The organism is Natronorubrum thiooxidans (assembly GCF_900156475.1).
Lineage (GTDB): Archaea > Halobacteriota > Halobacteria > Halobacteriales > Natrialbaceae > Natronorubrum > Natronorubrum thiooxidans.
Window position 1 is genome coordinate 62,577 of record NZ_FTNR01000001.1, and the last position, 16,404, is coordinate 78,980.

At 63.0% G+C, this 16,404-nt stretch carries 18 protein-coding genes; 11 read left to right on the plus strand and 7 right to left on the minus strand.

Annotated elements, in window-relative coordinates; genetic code table 11:
• Nucleotides 1-240: 240 nt before the first annotated feature.
• Entirely contained in the window at nucleotides 241-1,689 is a 1,449-nt protein-coding gene (locus BW940_RS00305) for an aldehyde dehydrogenase family protein (protein ID WP_076607195.1), read from the minus strand.
• A gap of 356 nt (nucleotides 1,690-2,045) precedes the next feature.
• Here BW940_RS00305 and BW940_RS00310 point away from each other — a divergent pair, with 356 nt between their 5' ends.
• Both BW940_RS00310 and BW940_RS00315 read left to right on the plus strand, forming a co-directional pair.
• Nucleotides 2,046-2,909, plus strand: a complete 864-nt coding sequence (locus BW940_RS00310) for an SDR family oxidoreductase (protein ID WP_076607196.1) — start codon at nucleotides 2,046-2,048, stop codon at nucleotides 2,907-2,909.
• A 113-nt stretch (nucleotides 2,910-3,022) separates the two neighbouring features.
• Nucleotides 3,023-3,469: a universal stress protein gene (locus BW940_RS00315; RefSeq protein WP_076607197.1), complete on the plus strand. Its 447-nt coding sequence runs from the start codon at nucleotides 3,023-3,025 to the stop codon at nucleotides 3,467-3,469.
• On the opposite strand, the gene BW940_RS00320 is transcribed toward BW940_RS00315, so the two are convergent.
• Together BW940_RS00320 and BW940_RS00325 are read right to left on the minus strand one after the other, a co-directional pair.
• Nucleotides 3,450-5,111, minus strand: a complete 1,662-nt coding sequence (locus tag BW940_RS00320; protein WP_076607198.1) for a spermidine synthase — start codon at nucleotides 5,109-5,111, stop codon at nucleotides 3,450-3,452. The genes BW940_RS00315 and BW940_RS00320 overlap by 20 nt on opposite strands.
• 103 nt (nucleotides 5,112-5,214) lie before the next feature.
• A complete protein-coding gene (locus tag BW940_RS00325) occupies nucleotides 5,215-5,439 on the minus strand; it encodes a hypothetical protein (RefSeq protein WP_076607199.1) in 225 nt (74 codons plus the stop codon).
• 119 nt (nucleotides 5,440-5,558) lie between these two features.
• Here BW940_RS00325 and BW940_RS00330 point away from each other — a divergent pair, with 119 nt between their 5' ends.
• Nucleotides 5,559-5,966, plus strand: a complete 408-nt coding sequence (locus BW940_RS00330) for an SRPBCC family protein (protein WP_076607200.1) — start codon at nucleotides 5,559-5,561, stop codon at nucleotides 5,964-5,966.
• Nucleotides 5,967-5,989: 23 nt separating this feature from the next.
• Here BW940_RS00330 and BW940_RS00335 read toward each other — a convergent pair whose 3' ends face one another.
• Entirely contained in the window at nucleotides 5,990-7,234 is a 1,245-nt protein-coding gene (locus BW940_RS00335) for a CobW family GTP-binding protein (RefSeq protein ID WP_076607201.1), read from the minus strand.
• A gap of 342 nt (nucleotides 7,235-7,576) precedes the next feature.
• On the opposite strand from BW940_RS00335, the gene BW940_RS00340 reads away from it, so the two are divergent.
• The 3 genes from BW940_RS00340 to BW940_RS00350 all read left to right on the plus strand — a co-directional run bounded on the left by BW940_RS00340 (nucleotide 7,577) and on the right by BW940_RS00350 (nucleotide 10,895).
• Nucleotides 7,577-7,873 (plus strand): hypothetical protein, encoded by a 297-nt coding sequence (locus BW940_RS00340; protein ID WP_006064785.1) that lies wholly within the window; start codon nucleotides 7,577-7,579, stop codon nucleotides 7,871-7,873.
• A gap of 3 nt (nucleotides 7,874-7,876) precedes the next feature.
• Nucleotides 7,877-8,851 (plus strand): ArsA family ATPase, encoded by a 975-nt coding sequence (locus BW940_RS00345; protein ID WP_076607202.1) that lies wholly within the window; start codon nucleotides 7,877-7,879, stop codon nucleotides 8,849-8,851.
• A gap of 181 nt (nucleotides 8,852-9,032) precedes the next feature.
• Nucleotides 9,033-10,895 (plus strand): carbon starvation CstA family protein, encoded by a 1,863-nt coding sequence (locus BW940_RS00350; RefSeq protein WP_076607203.1) that lies wholly within the window; start codon nucleotides 9,033-9,035, stop codon nucleotides 10,893-10,895.
• Nucleotides 10,896-11,035: 140 nt separating this feature from the next.
• Here the strand turns inward: BW940_RS00350 and BW940_RS00360 are convergent, their stop codons facing one another.
• Nucleotides 11,036-11,668 carry a hypothetical protein gene (locus BW940_RS00360; protein ID WP_076607205.1) on the minus strand — a complete coding sequence of 211 codons (633 nt, stop codon included), beginning with the start codon at nucleotides 11,666-11,668 and terminating at the stop codon, nucleotides 11,036-11,038.
• A gap of 105 nt (nucleotides 11,669-11,773) precedes the next feature.
• Between BW940_RS00360 and BW940_RS00365 the strand changes: the two genes are divergently transcribed.
• Nucleotides 11,774-11,998: a hypothetical protein gene (locus BW940_RS00365; RefSeq protein WP_076607206.1), complete on the plus strand. Its 225-nt coding sequence runs from the start codon at nucleotides 11,774-11,776 to the stop codon at nucleotides 11,996-11,998.
• A gap of 27 nt (nucleotides 11,999-12,025) precedes the next feature.
• On the opposite strand, the gene BW940_RS00370 is transcribed toward BW940_RS00365, so the two are convergent.
• A complete protein-coding gene (locus tag BW940_RS00370; RefSeq protein ID WP_076607207.1) occupies nucleotides 12,026-13,225 on the minus strand; it encodes a redox-regulated ATPase YchF in 1,200 nt (399 codons plus the stop codon).
• 317 nt (nucleotides 13,226-13,542) lie between these two features.
• Here BW940_RS00370 and BW940_RS00375 point away from each other — a divergent pair, with 317 nt between their 5' ends.
• From BW940_RS00375 to BW940_RS00390, 4 genes are all read left to right on the plus strand, one after another.
• Nucleotides 13,543-13,737 (plus strand): cold-shock protein, encoded by a 195-nt coding sequence (locus tag BW940_RS00375; RefSeq protein WP_008160330.1) that lies wholly within the window; start codon nucleotides 13,543-13,545, stop codon nucleotides 13,735-13,737.
• Between the two features lie 272 nt (nucleotides 13,738-14,009).
• Nucleotides 14,010-14,879, plus strand: coding sequence for a deoxyribonuclease IV (locus tag BW940_RS00380; protein WP_076607208.1), 870 nt, complete (start codon nucleotides 14,010-14,012; stop codon nucleotides 14,877-14,879).
• A gap of 81 nt (nucleotides 14,880-14,960) precedes the next feature.
• The gene (locus BW940_RS00385; protein ID WP_076607209.1) at nucleotides 14,961-15,332 is read left to right on the plus strand and encodes a hypothetical protein; all 372 of its coding nucleotides are present in this window, start codon (nucleotides 14,961-14,963) and stop codon (nucleotides 15,330-15,332) included.
• A gap of 41 nt (nucleotides 15,333-15,373) precedes the next feature.
• Nucleotides 15,374-16,171, plus strand: coding sequence for a class I SAM-dependent methyltransferase (locus BW940_RS00390; RefSeq protein WP_076607210.1), 798 nt, complete (start codon nucleotides 15,374-15,376; stop codon nucleotides 16,169-16,171).
• Nucleotides 16,172-16,192: 21 nt separating this feature from the next.
• Here BW940_RS00390 and BW940_RS00395 read toward each other — a convergent pair whose 3' ends face one another.
• A complete protein-coding gene (locus BW940_RS00395; RefSeq protein ID WP_076607211.1) occupies nucleotides 16,193-16,393 on the minus strand; it encodes a hypothetical protein in 201 nt (66 codons plus the stop codon).
• Nucleotides 16,394-16,404: the final 11 nt, after the last annotated feature.

The window sequence follows — 16,404 nt, forward strand, 5'->3', positions numbered from 1 at the left end:
CCCGAGCGGTTCTGAAGCGATTTCTCCCCAGACGTAGCGTCGTGCGGGTACATGCCCAGACCGTTCTCTCGACCGCCACACCCCTTCGCCATCGTTCGCCGTTCGCTGTTTGATACTGTGCTCAATGATTGATGCGCCGCGCATTGTCACACGTTCGCTAACCGGTCGGTGCGATGATCGAGGCGTCGCCGCTGTCTAACGCCCTGTCGGCCGAGTTCGCACACCGTCGGGACTGTGCGTTCAGTGCCCGTCCTCGTCCAGGTTCACGGCGATGTTTTTCGTCTGAAGGTACGAATCGAGCGCCTCGAGGCCTTTCTCACGGCCGATCCCGCTCTGTTTCATCCCGCCGAACGGTGTCTCGATTGAGCCGCCGAACCACTCGTTGACGTAGACGCCACCGGCGTCGATGTCGCGGGCCATCCCGAGCGCTTGTGCGACGTCTCGAGAGAACACGCCGCCGGTTAGCCCGAACTCGACGCCGTTGGCGATCTCGATCGCCTCCGCGCGGTCCGCGAACGGAATCACCGCAAGCACCGGACCGAAGATCTCTTCCTGTGCAATCTGCATCTCCGGTTCGACGTCCGAAAAGACCGTCGGCGGGACGAAATGGCCATCTCCGTCGAGCGGTTCGCCGCCGGTCTCGAGCGTCGCCCCTTCCTCGAGGCCGGTCTCGATGTAGTCGACGACCGTCTCGAAGTGCTCGGCGTGATTGAGCGGCCCCATGTCCGGATCATCCGTGCCTGGACCGAGTTCGTACGACGCTGCGTGGTCGACGAGCAACTCGACGAACTCGTCGTAGATCGATTCGTGAACGAGTGCCCGGTCGGCCGCGGAGCAGATCTGGCCGGCGTTCGTAAAGATGCCCGTCGCGATCCAGAACGCCGCCTCGTCCAGATCCGCGTCGGGCATGACGATTGCCGGGTTCTTGCCGCCGAGTTCGAGCGTGACCGGGGTGATCGTCTCCGCCGCAGCTTTCATCACGGCCCTGCCCGTCGGCACGCTGCCGGTGAACGTGAGCTGGTCGACGCCGTCGTGGGACGTCAGTGCGACACCGGGTTCTGTCCCGCCGGTGACGACGTTTACGACGCCGTCGGGAACGCCGGCATCCCGACAGAGCGCCGCCAGGTGAAGCGCCGACAGCGGCGTCGTCGGGGCCGGTTTCACCACGACCGTGTTACCGGCCGCCAGGGCGGGTGCAACCCCTCGAGCAGTGATGCTCAGCGGGAAGTTCCACGGAATGATCTGGCCGCTGACGCCGTAGGGTTCTCGAACGGTCATATCGAGCGTCTCGTCGCCGCGCGGGACGCTTTTGCCCTCGAGTTTGTCGGCTGCGCCGGCGTAGTACTCGAAGTACCGGACCGCGTCTTCCACGTCGCTTTGGGCCTGTGTCAGCGGTTTCCCCTGATCGCGGCTTTCGATTCGCGCGAGGTCGTCGGCGTTGGCTCGGATTTGTGTCGCGACGGTTTGCAAGATCTGTCCCCGTTCGACGGGTGTCTTTGAACGCCACGCCGACAACGCCTCGCGAGCCGCGTCGACCGCTCGATCAACATCGGCCGTGGTTGCTGTGGCGAACCGCGCGATAGGCTCACCGGTCGCGGGATCGTTCGTCACGAGAGCGTCGTCTGTCGATGCGGGTACCGATTCGCCGTCGATGTGGAGCTGATAGTGTCCGTTGAGATCCATGGTCATACGTGCGCTGGCAGCGGCGCAGCGAAGGACGCTAGGTTTGCTCGCGACACCGCTGTAACCGGCCCAAGGGGATTGTTTCAGATAGAGATATTGGCTTTTTGACGACATATAAACCATCAGTGGTTTCACTTAATCAATATTGATCGATAATGAGTCCGGTGATGGTTACAAGCCGTCGCTAGATCGACACCCTACTCGATACTGTCGGCGTGACACACAGCGAATATCGGCCGCGACCGTCCTCGGTGGTCGGATGCGAACCTGCGGCGGGCCGAGAAACGCAAGACACGTTCGACGCCGTTGATACTCGCTTCCGGTTTACGGGCCCTTATCCGGGAGGCGATAGATGTGAACGTATGTCAGTCACACGACCGGATCTCTCCGGGCAGACGGCGTTTATTACCGGGACGACACGCGGCATCGGCAAATCGATCGCGCTCGCACTGGCCGAGCAGGGCTGTAACATCGTCTCGACCGGGAAGACCAGCGAGGAAGACGACGACTACGCGGACCGCGACCTCGAGGGATCGATCGAGCAGACGGCTCGCGAAGCCAGAGAGTGCGGTGTCGAGGCGTTGGCGCTCAAACTCGACGTTCGAGACGAAGCGGCGGTCGAAGCGGCAGTCGAGCGCGCCATCGACGAGTTCGGCACGGTCAATATCGTCATCAACAACGCGAGCGCAATTCAACTCGCGACCGTCGAGGACCTGCCACCGAAGCGGTTCGATCTGCTGACCGACGTCAACGTGCGGGGCACCTACCTCACCTCTCGAGCCTTCGCCGACCATCTGCGCGAGGTCGACAACGCGTGGCTGTTGACGAACGCGCCGCCAGTCGGGATCGACCGCTCGCCGGGGTCGGGACCGTACGCGTGGTCGAAACTCGGGATGACGTTCATTACGCTGTCGCTTGCGAGCGAACTCGGCGGCGACGACGTCGGCTGTAACGCCTTTTGGCCCGTGACGGCGATCGATACGCGTGCAACGCGGTACTTTGGCATGGGAACCGAAGACGACTGGCGGACCCCCGAGATCGTCAGCGACACCGTCCTCGAGATCCTCAGTCACGACCCGGCCGAGTACACGGGCAACAGCGTCTATGACGAGGAACTCCTCCGTGAGGCCGGTGTCGACGACTTTTCGAAGTACAACCTGACCGAAGGTGATCCGGAACCGACCTCCGCACAGCTGTTCGATCCTGACTACCGCCGCTCGGACTGACTCGCGCCGCTTTTCGTACCCAGCTGAGCGTGGCGAGTCACGGATCGATTGCCAGTGGGGTAGAACCGCCGAAACGCCTATTGAACGGCGAGGAGATGTCGTAGACGATCGATATGTACGACCGGATACTCGTGCCGACGGACGGGAGCGATCCAGCAGCCGCCGCGATCGAGGAAGCAATCGAACTGGCCGCACAGAACGACGCCGAACTTCACGCACTGTACGTCGTCGAACCGATCCCGCTTGGAGGCTTCTCGGCTGGCGCGGAACCGGCATCGGCCGAATGGGGCGACGTCGTCGAGGAACAGCGAGACGAGGGGACAGCCGCGACCGCCGACATCGCCGAGCAGGCACGCGACCACGGCCTCGAGGTCGTCGACGCGATCGAACACGGCAAGCCGAATGTCCAGATCCTCGAGTACGCCGACGAGCACGATATTGACGCGATCGTGATGGGCACGCACGGCCGATCGGGTGCGGACCGACTCGTCCTCGGCAGCGTCACGGAGAAGGTCGTCCGAAAGAGCGACGTCCCAGTCCTCACCGTCCGAATGGAGTAACGACGAGTGGCGGCCTGGACTCCGTCTGCTGTGTCGCCGCTATCGGTGGCTCGCCGCCTACCGACTGGGACGGCGACGGTGGCTCACTCGATCCGGAGCCGTCCTCGGTTTCTTCGATCACGTACCGCTGACCCAGCATGGGGTCGAGGAGGCTGTCGACTTCACCGCGGTCGTCCCGGAGGATCGGGGCGTCGCTGTCGTCGGAGGCGGGCATGTAGTTGCCGACTGCCTCCGACAGGTCGACGCTCAGGTTGCGCGCGTCGTTTCGCTCGGCGAGCTCGGCCTCGCTGAACCCGGTTTCATGGTTCGTCGCCACGATCTGAATGTTCTGGATGTCGTTCGACTCCGAGGTGCGGAAGCTGTAGGTATCGGGGAAGGCCTGGTCCATCGTTCGCTGTTGGGCGTGGTAGAACTCGGATGCAGGACCGTTCGGTGCGGCGATGACGTTCGCGTAGAACACCCCGTCGTCGGTCAGCCGATCGCTGACCAGATCCATGAATTCGACGGTCGTCAGGTGAAACGGCACCTGATCCTGCTTGTAGGCGTCGAGGATAATGACGTCGTAGGTCTCGTCGGTGTTCTGGAGGAACTGCCGGCCGTCGTTCGTGTGGGCGGTCATCGTCTCGCTTTCCTCGAGGCCGAAGTAGTCTTCGGCGGCAGTCGTGACGCCGGGATCGATCTCGACGACGTCGACGGTGGCGTCGTAGTGGTCCTCGAAGTCCTGTGGGCCGACATAGCCGCCACCGCCGATGAATAGTACGCGGTCGACGTCGTCGACATCCTCGGTCATGAGCATCGGCAGGTGAAAGTAGCGTGTGTACTCGAAGACGTGTCGGTCGGGCGCCTCGAGGTCGATCGCGCTGTGGCGTGCCCCATCGAGGTACATTATTCGGGTATCGCCGTCGTCGATGATCTCGAGTTCCTGATAGGCGGTCTGGGTCTGGTAGACGACGTCGCCGCGGTGGTCGTACGTGATCGGGCCGGCACCGGTCGCGGCGACGAGCAACAGGACGATCGTGACGCTCGCGAGGAGTGGCTTCCGTGAGATCGACGGCAGCGTCAGGACGATGGCCGTGCCGACGAGGAGACCGCCAAAGAGGACGCCGATGGTGTCGATGCTCATCGCCGGGATGAGGACGAACGTGGTCGCGGCCGAGCCAAGGATGCTCCCGATCGTCCCGAGCGCGTAGACGTGGCCGGACGCTTCGCCAACGCCCGCTTTCTGTGAGAGTTCGGCGGCGTAGGGACTGATAAAGCCGAGCAGGTAGGTTGGCGGTCCGAACAGGATGATCGCCGACGGGAGCGCGGCGTACCGCGGCGGCAGCGCCAGCGTCGACGTCTGTATCAGCAGTAGATCGCTCGCGTAGATCACGATCGCGACGTACAGCGCCGTCGCGAGCAACAGCCACGACATCTCCCGGTTCGTCGCCCCGCGTGCACGTTTGCCACCTTGCCAGTAGCCGAGGCTCAACGCGGCGAGAACGACCGTCAGAATGCCACCGACGGTATATATGTGGCTGCCGAACTGCGGGGCGATGATCCGCACCGCGAGAATTTCCAGCCCCATACTGGTGACCCCGGAGACGAAGACCGCGAGTTCGGGCTTGGTCGGCCGGTAGGCCGCAGCAGTCCGCAGATCCATTGGCTAAACCCAGTTGATCCGCCCGTGAGTACTTGTCGGCTCGTTGCAGGGCCTCGAGTCCGGTCCGTCGCTTGTTACTCGAGACCGATTGCGGTGGTCGTCCTCACCGTCGCGTCATCACGGACGTCAGGACGAACAGCGCAACGGCCACGCCCGCGACGGTCGTTGTTTGGTACTCGAGGGCCCCGACGAGCGCGGCTCCCCGGACGATCATCACGGCAAACAGCACCGAGAGGAGCGCGTTCAACACGGCCAGTACGCGCGGGTCGCCACGGGAGGACTCGAGGCCCTCCCGGAGGCCGTCGCGATCGGCGTCGGGATCTGCCATGCGGAGAGACGGGGCCGTCGCTCACTTAGCCGTTTCCCTGTCGCCAGCGACTCGGCAGTCGCGGGCAGCGGCAGCCGGCGACACCGGCATTTATGTCAGTCGGCTCGAACGGAGTCGGTATGCAGGAGGTCACGGTGTCTCGAGTCGTCGATGCGTCGCCCGTCGTCGTCTCGCGCTGGCTCGAGCCGGCGACGATCGTCGAGGCAGAGGGGAGCTTTACCGTCGAGACGATCGACGAGCGAGCCGACGCCACCATCGTCGTCGCCAGCGGCCCCGGGATGCACCTGCCGCTGCGCTTCGAGGAGCGCGACGACGGACTGTACTACACACAGGAGGGCGAACAGGGGCCGTTCGCCCACATGGAGACGTGGATTGACGTCGAGGACGTGGCTGATGGCACACAAGTCACGTTCCGGTCGTCGGTCTCGCTTGCGGCCCCGCTGCCATTTGGCGACCGAATCGCCGCCTGGAAACGAAAGGGCGAACTCACGCGCGCACTCGAGGCACTCGAGACGGAGTTCGCGTAACGGAGTCGCTGTCCCCGGCTCCGTCAGGGTTCCCGGAGCACGACGTCCTCGTCGCCCTCGTTCGGAAACGGGTTCTCGAGGTCGCTCGCCTGCTCCCATTCGTCGTCCGTCACCAGACAGTCCTCGAGTCGTGCGTGCAACTGCTCGGCGTCGAGGTCGGTCCCGATGAAGACCAGCTCGGTCTGTCGGTCGCCGTGTTCGTCGTGCCACTCGAGGTCGGGTCGGTTGGAGCGATACAGCTCCTGTCTGACCTCGGGGAGCGCGGCGATCCATGGCCCCCTGACGGTCGCCCGAATCGAGGGGCCGGCCTGGGAGAGGTCGACTTTGACGTCCCGGCCGGCGATCCACGCGAGCCCCTTCGATCGGACGATACTCGAGGGAAGGTCCCGGAGGACGGTTGCGAGCCGTTCAGGGTGAAACGGCCGTCGCGCGCGGAACACGAGCGATTCGATGCCGTAGACCTCGTCGGGGTGGCGGTGGTCGTGGTGGTCATCGTGGCTCTGCCGGCTCTCCTCGCTTTGGTGATCGTGATGTGCATCGTCCGCGCGCTCGTCGGCCAGCGCGTGCTGCCAGCCGGCCAACTCGCCCATCCGGGCGGCATCGAACAGGTCGACGCCAAGAATTCGATCGGGATCGACCGCGCTGAATTCCGTTCGGATCGTCTCGGCGTCGGGCTGGAGTGCGTTGACGAGTGCCTCCGCTTCCTCGAGCTCTGACTCGTCGCAGAGATCGGTCTTGTTGAGTAAGACGAGGTTTGCGACCTCGAGTTGCTCGATCAGCAGATCCGCGAGCGGGCGCGTCTCGTCGTCCGCTGTCTCGCCACGGCGTTCCGGCACGTCTTCGCCGGCGAACGTGTCGAGAAAGCGCCGCGTGTCGAGGACGGTCACGAGCGCGTCGATTTCGTAACTGGCCGCGACCCGCGAGGCGGTCGTAAACAGCCGTGCAACCGGTTCTGGCTCCGAGATTCCTGAGGATTCGACGAGCAGATGGTCGAACGCCCGCTCGCGGGCCAGTCGGACGACAGCCGTCTCGAGGTCGTCCTGGAGTTCACAGCAGATACAGCCGTTCGAGAGCTCGGTGACGCCGCCGGCGTCGAGGTCGGATCCCTCGGCGACAAGTTCGGCGTCGACGTTGACTGATCCCATATCGTTGACCAGCACGGCGAGGTCGCGGTCGCCGGCGTTTTCCAGGAGGTGATTGAGCAGTGTCGTCTTGCCCGCCCCAAGACTACCCGAGAGGACAGTGACAGGGATCTCGTCGGAGTGCATACCGTGCTGTTGTGACTCGAGGGGCAAGAAGCGTCGTATCATCTCCGTGCTGGTCGCAGAGTGGTGTGCTAAGCTAACCGATGGCATTATACTGGTTCAGTGGTGACTGGGCCTACGGGAGCACCGACACGGCAATAGACACACCACCAGCTCCCGTTTTCACGACACGTTGACGGTGCTGAGTCGTGATGCCGTTCGCCCAGTGTGGCGACGGCTCTGATACGGGAACCGGAAGGCGACTCTTTGTTCGCGGTCGAGACTGGTAACTGTTCGGCAGACAGCCGTCTGACGAGCGGCTCGGACGCGACATACTTTTGTCTCCGGGCCCGAGCATGACCGACGATGACACTCGCCGATCGGATCGAATCCTTCCGCGCCACGCTCGAGGAGTGGCTCCGCGGGCTCTATCACGGGATGTTTACCCATCCTGCCTACGAGAAGATCGAGGCCGAGGCCGAGGACACGGAGGACGCGTTTATGCTTGCGTGTTTCCCCGACGCGTTCGGTATTCCGAGCCCAGTCTCGTACTACACGGCCGAACTCCTGCCGTATCTCGAGGACGAGTACCAGTCCTGGGAGCGTCGGATGTGGGACCGCCAATCGGTCATCGAGCGCAAGGGTCACCAGTATCACTTCTAATCGATGACACAGTTCACCTTCTTCGGCGGCAAAGGCGGTGTCGGCAAAACGACCGTCTCGAGCGCCTACGCGCTCGAGTGTGCCGAGGCGGGCCTCGAGACGCTCGTGGTTTCGACGGACCCAGCCCACAGCACCGCCGACGTCTTCGACCAGGAGTTCGGCGACGAGCCCCGCTCCGTCGAGGGCTACGACGGGCTCTCGGCGATGGAGATCGATCCCGAACAGGAGGTCCAGGACCACCTGCAGGATCTCAGACGCCAGTTGAACTCCCAGTTGAGCGCGGCGATGGTCAACGAGGTCGACATCCAACTCGAGATGGCCCACCAGACGCCCGGGGCCTACGAGGCCGCGCTGTTCGACCGGTTCGTCGATGTGATGCGAAACGCCGATCCCTACGACCGGGTCGTCTTCGACACCTCCCCGACCGGCTCGACGCTCCGGCTGCTCGCCCTGCCGGAGCTGCTCGAGCGCTGGATCGAACGCCTGATGGACAAACGCGAGCGGAGTATCGATCTCTTCGAAAAGGCCGCGATCGGTAACCAAGAGCCCCGGCGCGTGATGGAGGGGGATCCGATCCTCGCGCGCCTCCAGGGGCGCAAGGAACGCTTCGAATTCGCCAGTAACGTGTTACGCGAGGACGCCGCCTTCTATCTCGTACTGAATCCCGACGAACTCTCGATCCGGGAAACGAGTCGCTCACTTGAGACGCTGTCCGACGCCGACCTTCCCGTTCGCGGGCTCGTGGTCAATCGCCTGACACCGGAACCGGAGCCCCACGAGGAGGGCCGCGGTGCCACTTACCTCCGTGACCGGGTCGACACCGAACGCGACCGCCTCGAGTACATCGAGGAGACGTTCGACGTCCCGGTCGTCGCGACCATCGAGACGCGCGTCGAGGAAGTGCGCGGAAGCATTCTCGAGGACGTCGCGGGCGACCTCGAGATTTCAGTCGATGACGATCGACCGCGGACGACCTGAGACTGGCGGCGAGTTCACTGGTCTGATCGCGAGTTTGCAATCTTTCAGCCGATTCCCGATACTCGGTTTACACGAACAAGTGGTTTGGTGTATTCTGGGATACACGAGTGGTACTAGTACGAACTCCAATGAATTATATTTATATTCCTCCCGTTCCATCCGTACCTAGAGAGATAATACCATGGTTGGAGTGATTTGGATCGTGGCACTGGTGCTGATAACGTTTACCACCGCGTACATCGGGTACGGGCGGTACCTCTCGCAGTTCGTGGGGCTCGACGATAGTCGAGAGACGCCAGCACACAAGTACCAGGATGGACAGGAGTACGTACCGGCGAAGAAGCCGGTGTTACTGGGGCATCACTATTCGAGTATCGCGGGCGGCGCACCCGTTGTCGGCCCGATCACGGCCGCACTGGTCTGGGGCTGGGTGCCGGCCGTACTGTGGGTAGCGATCGGAAACCCACTTTTGGGCGCGGTTCACGACTTCATTTCGCTGTCGAGTAGCCTTCGACACGAGGGGAAATCGATCGGTTACATTATCGGCGAGTACGTCGGTGAACGCGGCAAGGACATGCTGTTGTGGTTTGCGTTCTTGCTGACGATTCTGGTCGTCGCCGTATTCGCGCTGGTTATCGGCGTCGTACTCAATGCGTATCCGTCGGCGGCGACCGCGAGCCTACTATATGTCACACTCGCGTTCGTCTTCGGCATCTGGCTCTACCAGTTAGGACTGCCGTTCTCGGTCGGAACGGTCATCTTCGTCGCGGGCGTGTTCGGGTCGGTCTGGGCCGGCATCCAGTACCCGATTGCCATCGTTCCCGGCGACTACGCCGCGGGAACGATCGTGTTGTTCGATTCAGCGACGTTCTTCCCGGAACTGCTCGGCAGTGCAAACATCGGCGCGTGGGTGTTGGTGATGCTCGTCTACGGAGGCGCTGCGAGTGTCCTGCCGGTCTGGATGCTGTTGCAGCCGCGTGACTACCTCTCGTCGTTCCTCCTGTACACAGGGGTCGGCGGGAGCCTGCTTGCGGTCATCGTCGGCACGTTCATAACCGGGATGGGCACCGACGCTGTCCACCCCGACACGGGCGCACAACTAAGCTTCGAAATCACGACCGGGGCCTGGTACGGCTTCCTCGGACAGGCTGGGCCGCTCGCGGAGTCGCTCCCGCTCATGCCGTTGTTCCCGCTGTTGTTCCTCACCATCGCGTGTGGGACCATCAGCGGCTTCCACTCGCTGGTCTCCTCGGGAACCACGGCAAAACAGTTGAACAAGGAAAGCGACGCCAAACTGATCGGCTACGGTGGCATGCTCGCAGAAGGGCTGCTGGCGGCTGTCGCACTCTCAGCGGTGACGGTCGTCGCGATCCCGGCTGCATCCGGCGGTATCGGGCTCGCACTGCCAAACTTCGCGACCGGTGGTGGGGCGATCCTCACCGCACTCGGGATCCCCTTCGAGTTCGCCGCGCCCTTTATGGCACTCGTGCTCGCGAGTTTCCTGCTGACGAGCATGGACACGGCCGTCCGACTGGGCCGGTACATGTTAGAGGAGATCGTCGGCACGCCGGAGACGACGATCGAAACGTATGCAGCGAATCGCTACGTCAACACGACGACCATCGCCGTCGTGGCGTTCTTCCTGCTCGGCAGCGGTCGGTGGGAAGACCTCTGGACGCTGTTCGGCGGGGCGAACCAGCTGCTGGCATCGCTTGCGCTGCTGACCGGGACCGTCTGGCTGGCCAACTGGAGTGAGTCCAAGCAGCTGATCTCGACCGGCGGTCCGATGATGTTGATGGGGTTCATTACGGTCATTGGACTCACCTGGACTGGACTCTATCAGATCCTCGGCGGCCGATTACTCGGCATCACTGCCGAGGCCGAGACGACGCTACTCGGGCAGGCGTCGGCCGTCGTTCAGATCGTCATCATCGCGGTCCTCATCGGACTCGCGCTGTCGTTGTTCAAGATCGGCTACGACAACATGATGACGGCCCGTGGAACCGGCGACGGGGTCGCAACCGACGTCACATCCGACGACTGATCGCGACACCGGGTCGCGATTTCGATTACAGGCGCAGTTTTTTCGACTCGAGGGCTTCGGCCTCGAGCCCGCGCGACTGCGGTCGTCCGTTCGACGCTACAGCGAATTCGAAACCGAGACACAACCGCGCTGAGAGCCAGCTACTTTCGGAGCCGCCGCGAGAGTCGCCCGAGCAGTCCCGGTTCGTCCGACTCGATCGGTTCCCAGAGCCGAAACGCGGTCGCGACGTCAGCGTTGTCGCTCGCAACGAGGTCCGTGCTGTCGGGGGCGACGACGGCCAGATTGATCTCGTAGTGGCCGTGGAAGCCGTACTTCAGCATCGTTCGCCCGTCGAATTCCGCGACGCGCTCGCGGATCGAGTCGGGAATCGAGGGTGCGATCGCGACGAACGTAAACGCCGTCGCGAAGTGTTCCTCGGTCGGCTCGATCCACTCGTCGGCCAGCCGCTCGCCGAGGTCGACGAACCGATCGAGCGTCCGGTCGTCGACGCGGTCGACCCGCCTGACGAACAGGTGTTCCGTCGACTCGTGTTCGGCGATCGAGAGCGCGGGGTGGAGAAACTGTTTCTTGCTCACTAGGTCCATCCGTCCGTACAATGTGAACCGCTCGCCGTCGACGGTGTACTCTTTCTCGAGGTCGTAGTTGTGCAGCAGTCGATCGCTCACTCGATCGACGTACTCGTCGTCCCAGTCCGGGACTCCCTCGAGGCGCTCGTCCGCCTGCCGGTCGGTCGTCGGCTCGCGTGACTCCGTGGCGGACTCGTCGTCGTCCATGTGTGGTGATGCCACGTCGCGAGTAAAAGTCCGTCGGCACCGCGACGGCCGCACCATCGTGCCAGCAGTTAAGCGGCGGGAGTCCGTACACTGTGTCGAACACACATGGGAAAAGAACGCGAGGCGTGTGGTCGCTGTTCGATGTCGGTCGCCGTCGACGTCGCAAACAGCGACCGAGACGCCGACGAGCGGACTGCTCGAAACCCCTACGGCGAGGACCGGATCGAGGTCGACGAAGACCAGTTACGAACGCTTTCGCCCAGTGCGTGGCTGGGGGCGCTCTCGAGTCGCCTCGACGGCGTCGCGAATCGACTGATCTGGCGGCAGTAAGAGATCAGTCCGAGTTTGCGCGTCGAATCAGTTCGTCGTGATGATTTCAATCACGTCGCGTGGTTCGACCTCGTAGTCTTTGCCGAGTTGTCGGTTGCTCCGGCAGTCGATCCCGTGCAGGAAGCCATCACCGATGTCGGAGTGAAGGCTGTAAGCGAAGTCCTCTGCCGTCGAGTTCGGCGGGATCAAATAACAGTCGGGCAACACCTCGCCGCGTTCGTTGCCGAGGCCGTTTGCCCCACCGGGGAACACAGGCGTCACCTCGAGGACGTCGAACAGCGCGGACTCGATGGCCGCCTGCACGCCCGTCGCGCCGTACTCCGAAAGGAAGTCGCGGATCTGTTCTAAGCCCTGTTCTTGGTCGCCCGAGATATCGCCGACGATCTCGAAGTCGTCGTCGCCGGGTCGGTAGTCGACGACGCCGGCCTGATCGGCCGACTTGAGCGCCTTCTCGGCGTGGGCACTGCAGGGGACGATCGTCAGGTGTTCATACTCCGGATCGGCCGTGATCTCCTCGTAGTTGTCCTGCGCCTCGGGGGTGTCCATCTTGTTCGCCGCGATGACCATCGGTTTGGTCTCCTTGCGGATTTCGCGAGCCAACTCGAGGCGGTCGTCGTCGTCCCACTCCTCGGGGTCGAAGCCGACGTCGACGCGTCGGATGAGACGTTTAATCTCGTCTTCAGTAGTTTTGAACGCGCTCATCTGCTCGGCGAGTTCCTCCTCGATGGCGTCGTCTTCGGTCGTGTAGCCCGAGGCGTAGCGGTTGATCCCCTTCTCTAAGACGCCGAGATACCACTGGTCGAGTTCCTCCTCTAAGAAGGCGATGTCCTTGCGCGGGTCGTGGCCCTCGGTCGGCTCGCCCTCTAAGTCCGTCTCGCCGGAGAAGTCGACGACGTGGACGAGCACGTCGGTCTCGTTTAAGTCCGAGAGGAACTGGTTGCCAAGCCCGTTGCCCTCGTGTGCGCCGGGAATCAGTCCGGCGACGTCGACGAGTTTCGTCGGCACGAATCGGGTGCCGTGGTCGCAGTAGCCAACCGACGGCGTACACTCCTCGTCGAACTCTGGGGCCGCACAGTCGACGCGAACGTAGGCCTCGCCCACGCTGGGATCGATCGTCGTGAACGGGTAGGCCCCTTCGGGTACGTCGTTCATCGTCGCCGCGTTGAAAAAGGAGGACTTGCCGACAGACGGTTTGCCGACGAGTCCGATCCGGTAACTCGTACTCATTATCCATCCCTCGAGCGGCCCGGCTAAACGGGTTTTGTTCCGGTTTCGCAGTGGTAAGAGAGCTCTTATCATGGCTGGCAGTGGGTCGTCTCGCAGCCGCTGTGTGATCCTGTAGTAACAACTGAAATAATTTACACACTGATCGCACAGCTGTCGTGTGATCAGATGTGCATTGACGTTCAGTGGCTACGACACCTCGAGCCGTCCCACAACCGGGCAATCGTCGCTAAAAGCGTGGTACACACCCACAGGACCGTGCTCGTGGTATCGTGACCCTCGCAAGTCTTATCCGTGTATCGGCACTACGTTTGGTTGTAATGGCGAAAGGTAACGTTGATTTCTTCAACGACACAGGCGGCTACGGTTTCATTTCGACGGACGACGCGGACGATGACGTTTTCTTCCACATGGAAGACGTTGGCGGTCCGGACCTCGAGGAAGGCACAGACATCGAATTCGATATCGAACAGGCCCCCAAGGGTCCCCGCGCGACGAACGTCACCCGCGAGTAATATCGGCATCTCCGTCGCTTGACGGCGACTTTGTATGACGACATTTTCCAGACAACTACGCTCCATAGTCACGACGCTTACACCGTTGCACGGCCGTGTGCACTCGCGTGGACAGTGACTGCCAGTGGCGACTACTGATACGGACTACCGTCGTCACGTCCCGCCGATCACCGACCCTGCCGCTGGTGATCGACGGTCACTCGGTACAGCAGACCGTATGTGTCTCGAGTCGCTCCGGTATCCCTATCAGGGATCGGTACTGACGAGACGCTATGAAGATCGGTGCACACGTTTCGATTTCCGGCTCGCGCGTCTCCTCCGACGACGAAACACCGCCGTACGACGACATTCGGAACGCGGTTCATCGCCAACTCGCCTTCGGCGGCAACTGCGGACAGATCTTTACCACCTCGCCGCAGGTCTGGGCCGAACCCGAGATCAGCGACGAGGCTGCCGAGGGCTTTCGGGCCGAATCCGACGAAACCCTCGAAGGGCCGTGGGTGATCCACTCCTCGTATCTGGTCAATCTCTGTACGCCCAAAGACGACCTCCGCCAGAAATCCAAAGCAAGCATGCAGGCGGAACTCGACGCCGCAGAGCAACTCGGTATTCCGTACGTCAACGTTCACCTCGGCGCGCACACGGGCGCTGGCGTCGAGGGCGGCCTCGACAACGCGGCGAGTCTGATCGACGACCTCGAGGTCCCCGATGGGGTCGAGATCCTGATCGAGTCCGACGCGGGCAGCGGAACGAAACTCGGCGGCGAGTTCGCCCATCTCGCGGGGATCATCGACCGCACCGAGACCGAGATCGGCATCTGTATCGACACCGCCCACACGCTGGTCGCGGGCAACGACCTCACGACCCCCGAAGCCGTCGACGAAACCGTCAGCCGCTTCGACGACGAGGTCGGCCTCGAGTACCTGCAATATCTCCATCTCAACGACTCGAAACACGACGTCGGCACACACAAGGACGAACACGCCCACGTCGGCGAGGGCTACATCGGTGAGGACGGCATGCAAGCGATCGTGAACCATCCCGACCTGCGCGAACTGCCGTTTGCACTCGAGACGCCGACCGAGGACGGCCGCGGCTTCGCGTGGAACATCCAGAAAGTCAGGGAACTGCGCGACGACTAACTCACGTCCGACGCGATCGTGTTCCGCTTCTTCGACTGTCCTAACGGGAAGCTATAGGACAACTCGACGACAAATACGCGCATGGAGTCATCCGAAACGACGTCTACGCTCGGTATCGCGCTTGGCGCTGTCCTCATTGGTGTCGGCATCGCCGCCTACGTCCTCTCTGATTTCGCGAGTATCACTGCACTCATTCCGGCCGTTTTCGGTGTCATCATCGCTATCCTCGGCGTCGTGGGTCGACAGACGGAGCGACGCCGTGTCGCCGTTATCGGGATCGGCGTGCTCGCTCTGCTTGGCGTCGTTGGCTCCGCTCGCGGGATCTCCGACGTGATCGCCCTGTTGACTGGCGGGACCGTCGACTCGACGATCGCCGCGGTCGCACAGGGATCGATGATCCTGGTCGGTCTTATCCTGCTTTTCACCGTGGGTCGAGAACTGGGCCGGAACTAGGAATCGACCCGTTTTTACTCGAGACGGTCAAACCACTCCTCGTGCGCGAGTTCTCCGAAGATTACCTCCGCCGGACCCGCCAGGGGATGTGGGACGACTCCCGAGAGGCGCTTGCCCCGCTCGCCCTCGAGTCCCGCGAGCGAATCCTCGACGTCGGCTGTGGCACCGGCGAGCTAAGCCGCGTGCTCGAGGCCGACTCGTCGGCCGACGTGATCGGCTGCGATGCCGATCCGGACCTGCTCGCAGCGGCCCGCGAACACGTTCCAGCCGTCGCCGGCGACGCGCTGCGACTCCCGTTTCCCGACGACAGCTTCGACCTCGTGGTCTGTCAGGCGCTGTTGATCAACCTCCCCGATCCGGCGGCCGCCCTCAGGGAGTTCGCCCGCGTCTCGAGCGATCGCGTTGCGGCCATCGAACCCGACAACGCCGCCGTCGAGGTCGACTCGAGCGTCGACGCCGAAGGCCGCCTCGAGCAACGAGCACGGCAGGCCTATCTCGAGGGCGTGCCGACGGACGTCGCCCTCGGTGCCGACGCTCGCACGGCGTTCGAGGACGCGGGTCTCGAGTCGATCTCGACGCGTCGATACGACCACGTTCGGACCGTTGAACCGCCCTACAGCGAAGGGGCGCTGCTCGCGGCCCGGCGCAAGGCAACCGGGGCGGGACTGGCCGACGACCGCGAGACGATGCTTGCCGGCCCGCTGACTGAGGCGGCGTACGACGACCTCCGTAGCTCGTGGCGACAGATGGGCCGGAACGTCATCGCACAGATGGAAACACGGGAGTACCGCCGTGAGGAATCCGTACCGTTCTTTGTCACTGTTGGCCGAGTTGTCTGACAGGACCGTCCGACACTCGACTTATTCGTGTTCTTGACTGTCTTGTTGGCCCAGCAGCGAGACGACGATGCCCGCGAATCCGAGTCCGACGATCACGACGCCGGTGAGCAAGTCGACCGCACCAAACAGAGCGAGTACCGAGCCCGTCATGACGAGCGCGAGATTGGGAAGCATCGCGACACGGGGTGAACGGAGCCGCTGCAGAACCGACGAGACGCTCATACGAGGACACT

What these genes read in the sequence shown, in the direction of transcription:
- BW940_RS00325 (WP_076607199.1), bottom strand. Translation starts at nt 5,439, where the DNA reads ATGGCAGATCCCGACGCCGATCGCGACGGCCTCCGGGAGGGCCTCGAG.
- BW940_RS00315 (WP_076607197.1), top strand. Translation starts at nt 3,023, where the DNA reads ATGTACGACCGGATACTCGTGCCGACGGACGGGAGCGATCCAGCAGCC.
- BW940_RS00340 (WP_006064785.1), top strand. Translation starts at nt 7,577, where the DNA reads ATGACACTCGCCGATCGGATCGAATCCTTCCGCGCCACGCTCGAGGAG.
- BW940_RS00305 (WP_076607195.1), bottom strand. Translation starts at nt 1,689, where the DNA reads ATGACCATGGATCTCAACGGACACTATCAGCTCCACATCGACGGCGAA.
- BW940_RS00320 (WP_076607198.1), bottom strand. Translation starts at nt 5,111, where the DNA reads ATGGATCTGCGGACTGCTGCGGCCTACCGGCCGACCAAGCCCGAACTC.
- BW940_RS00330 (WP_076607200.1), top strand. Translation starts at nt 5,559, where the DNA reads ATGCAGGAGGTCACGGTGTCTCGAGTCGTCGATGCGTCGCCCGTCGTC.
- BW940_RS00395 (WP_076607211.1), bottom strand. Translation starts at nt 16,393, where the DNA reads ATGAGCGTCTCGTCGGTTCTGCAGCGGCTCCGTTCACCCCGTGTCGCG.
- BW940_RS00365 (WP_076607206.1), top strand. Translation starts at nt 11,774, where the DNA reads ATGGGAAAAGAACGCGAGGCGTGTGGTCGCTGTTCGATGTCGGTCGCC.
- BW940_RS00385 (WP_076607209.1), top strand. Translation starts at nt 14,961, where the DNA reads ATGGAGTCATCCGAAACGACGTCTACGCTCGGTATCGCGCTTGGCGCT.
- BW940_RS00375 (WP_008160330.1), top strand. Translation starts at nt 13,543, where the DNA reads ATGGCGAAAGGTAACGTTGATTTCTTCAACGACACAGGCGGCTACGGT.
- BW940_RS00360 (WP_076607205.1), bottom strand. Translation starts at nt 11,668, where the DNA reads ATGGACGACGACGAGTCCGCCACGGAGTCACGCGAGCCGACGACCGAC.
- BW940_RS00370 (WP_076607207.1), bottom strand. Translation starts at nt 13,225, where the DNA reads ATGAGTACGAGTTACCGGATCGGACTCGTCGGCAAACCGTCTGTCGGC.
- BW940_RS00335 (WP_076607201.1), bottom strand. Translation starts at nt 7,234, where the DNA reads ATGCACTCCGACGAGATCCCTGTCACTGTCCTCTCGGGTAGTCTTGGG.
- BW940_RS00350 (WP_076607203.1), top strand. Translation starts at nt 9,033, where the DNA reads ATGGTTGGAGTGATTTGGATCGTGGCACTGGTGCTGATAACGTTTACC.
- BW940_RS00310 (WP_076607196.1), top strand. Translation starts at nt 2,046, where the DNA reads ATGTCAGTCACACGACCGGATCTCTCCGGGCAGACGGCGTTTATTACC.
- BW940_RS00345 (WP_076607202.1), top strand. Translation starts at nt 7,877, where the DNA reads ATGACACAGTTCACCTTCTTCGGCGGCAAAGGCGGTGTCGGCAAAACG.
- BW940_RS00380 (WP_076607208.1), top strand. Translation starts at nt 14,010, where the DNA reads ATGAAGATCGGTGCACACGTTTCGATTTCCGGCTCGCGCGTCTCCTCC.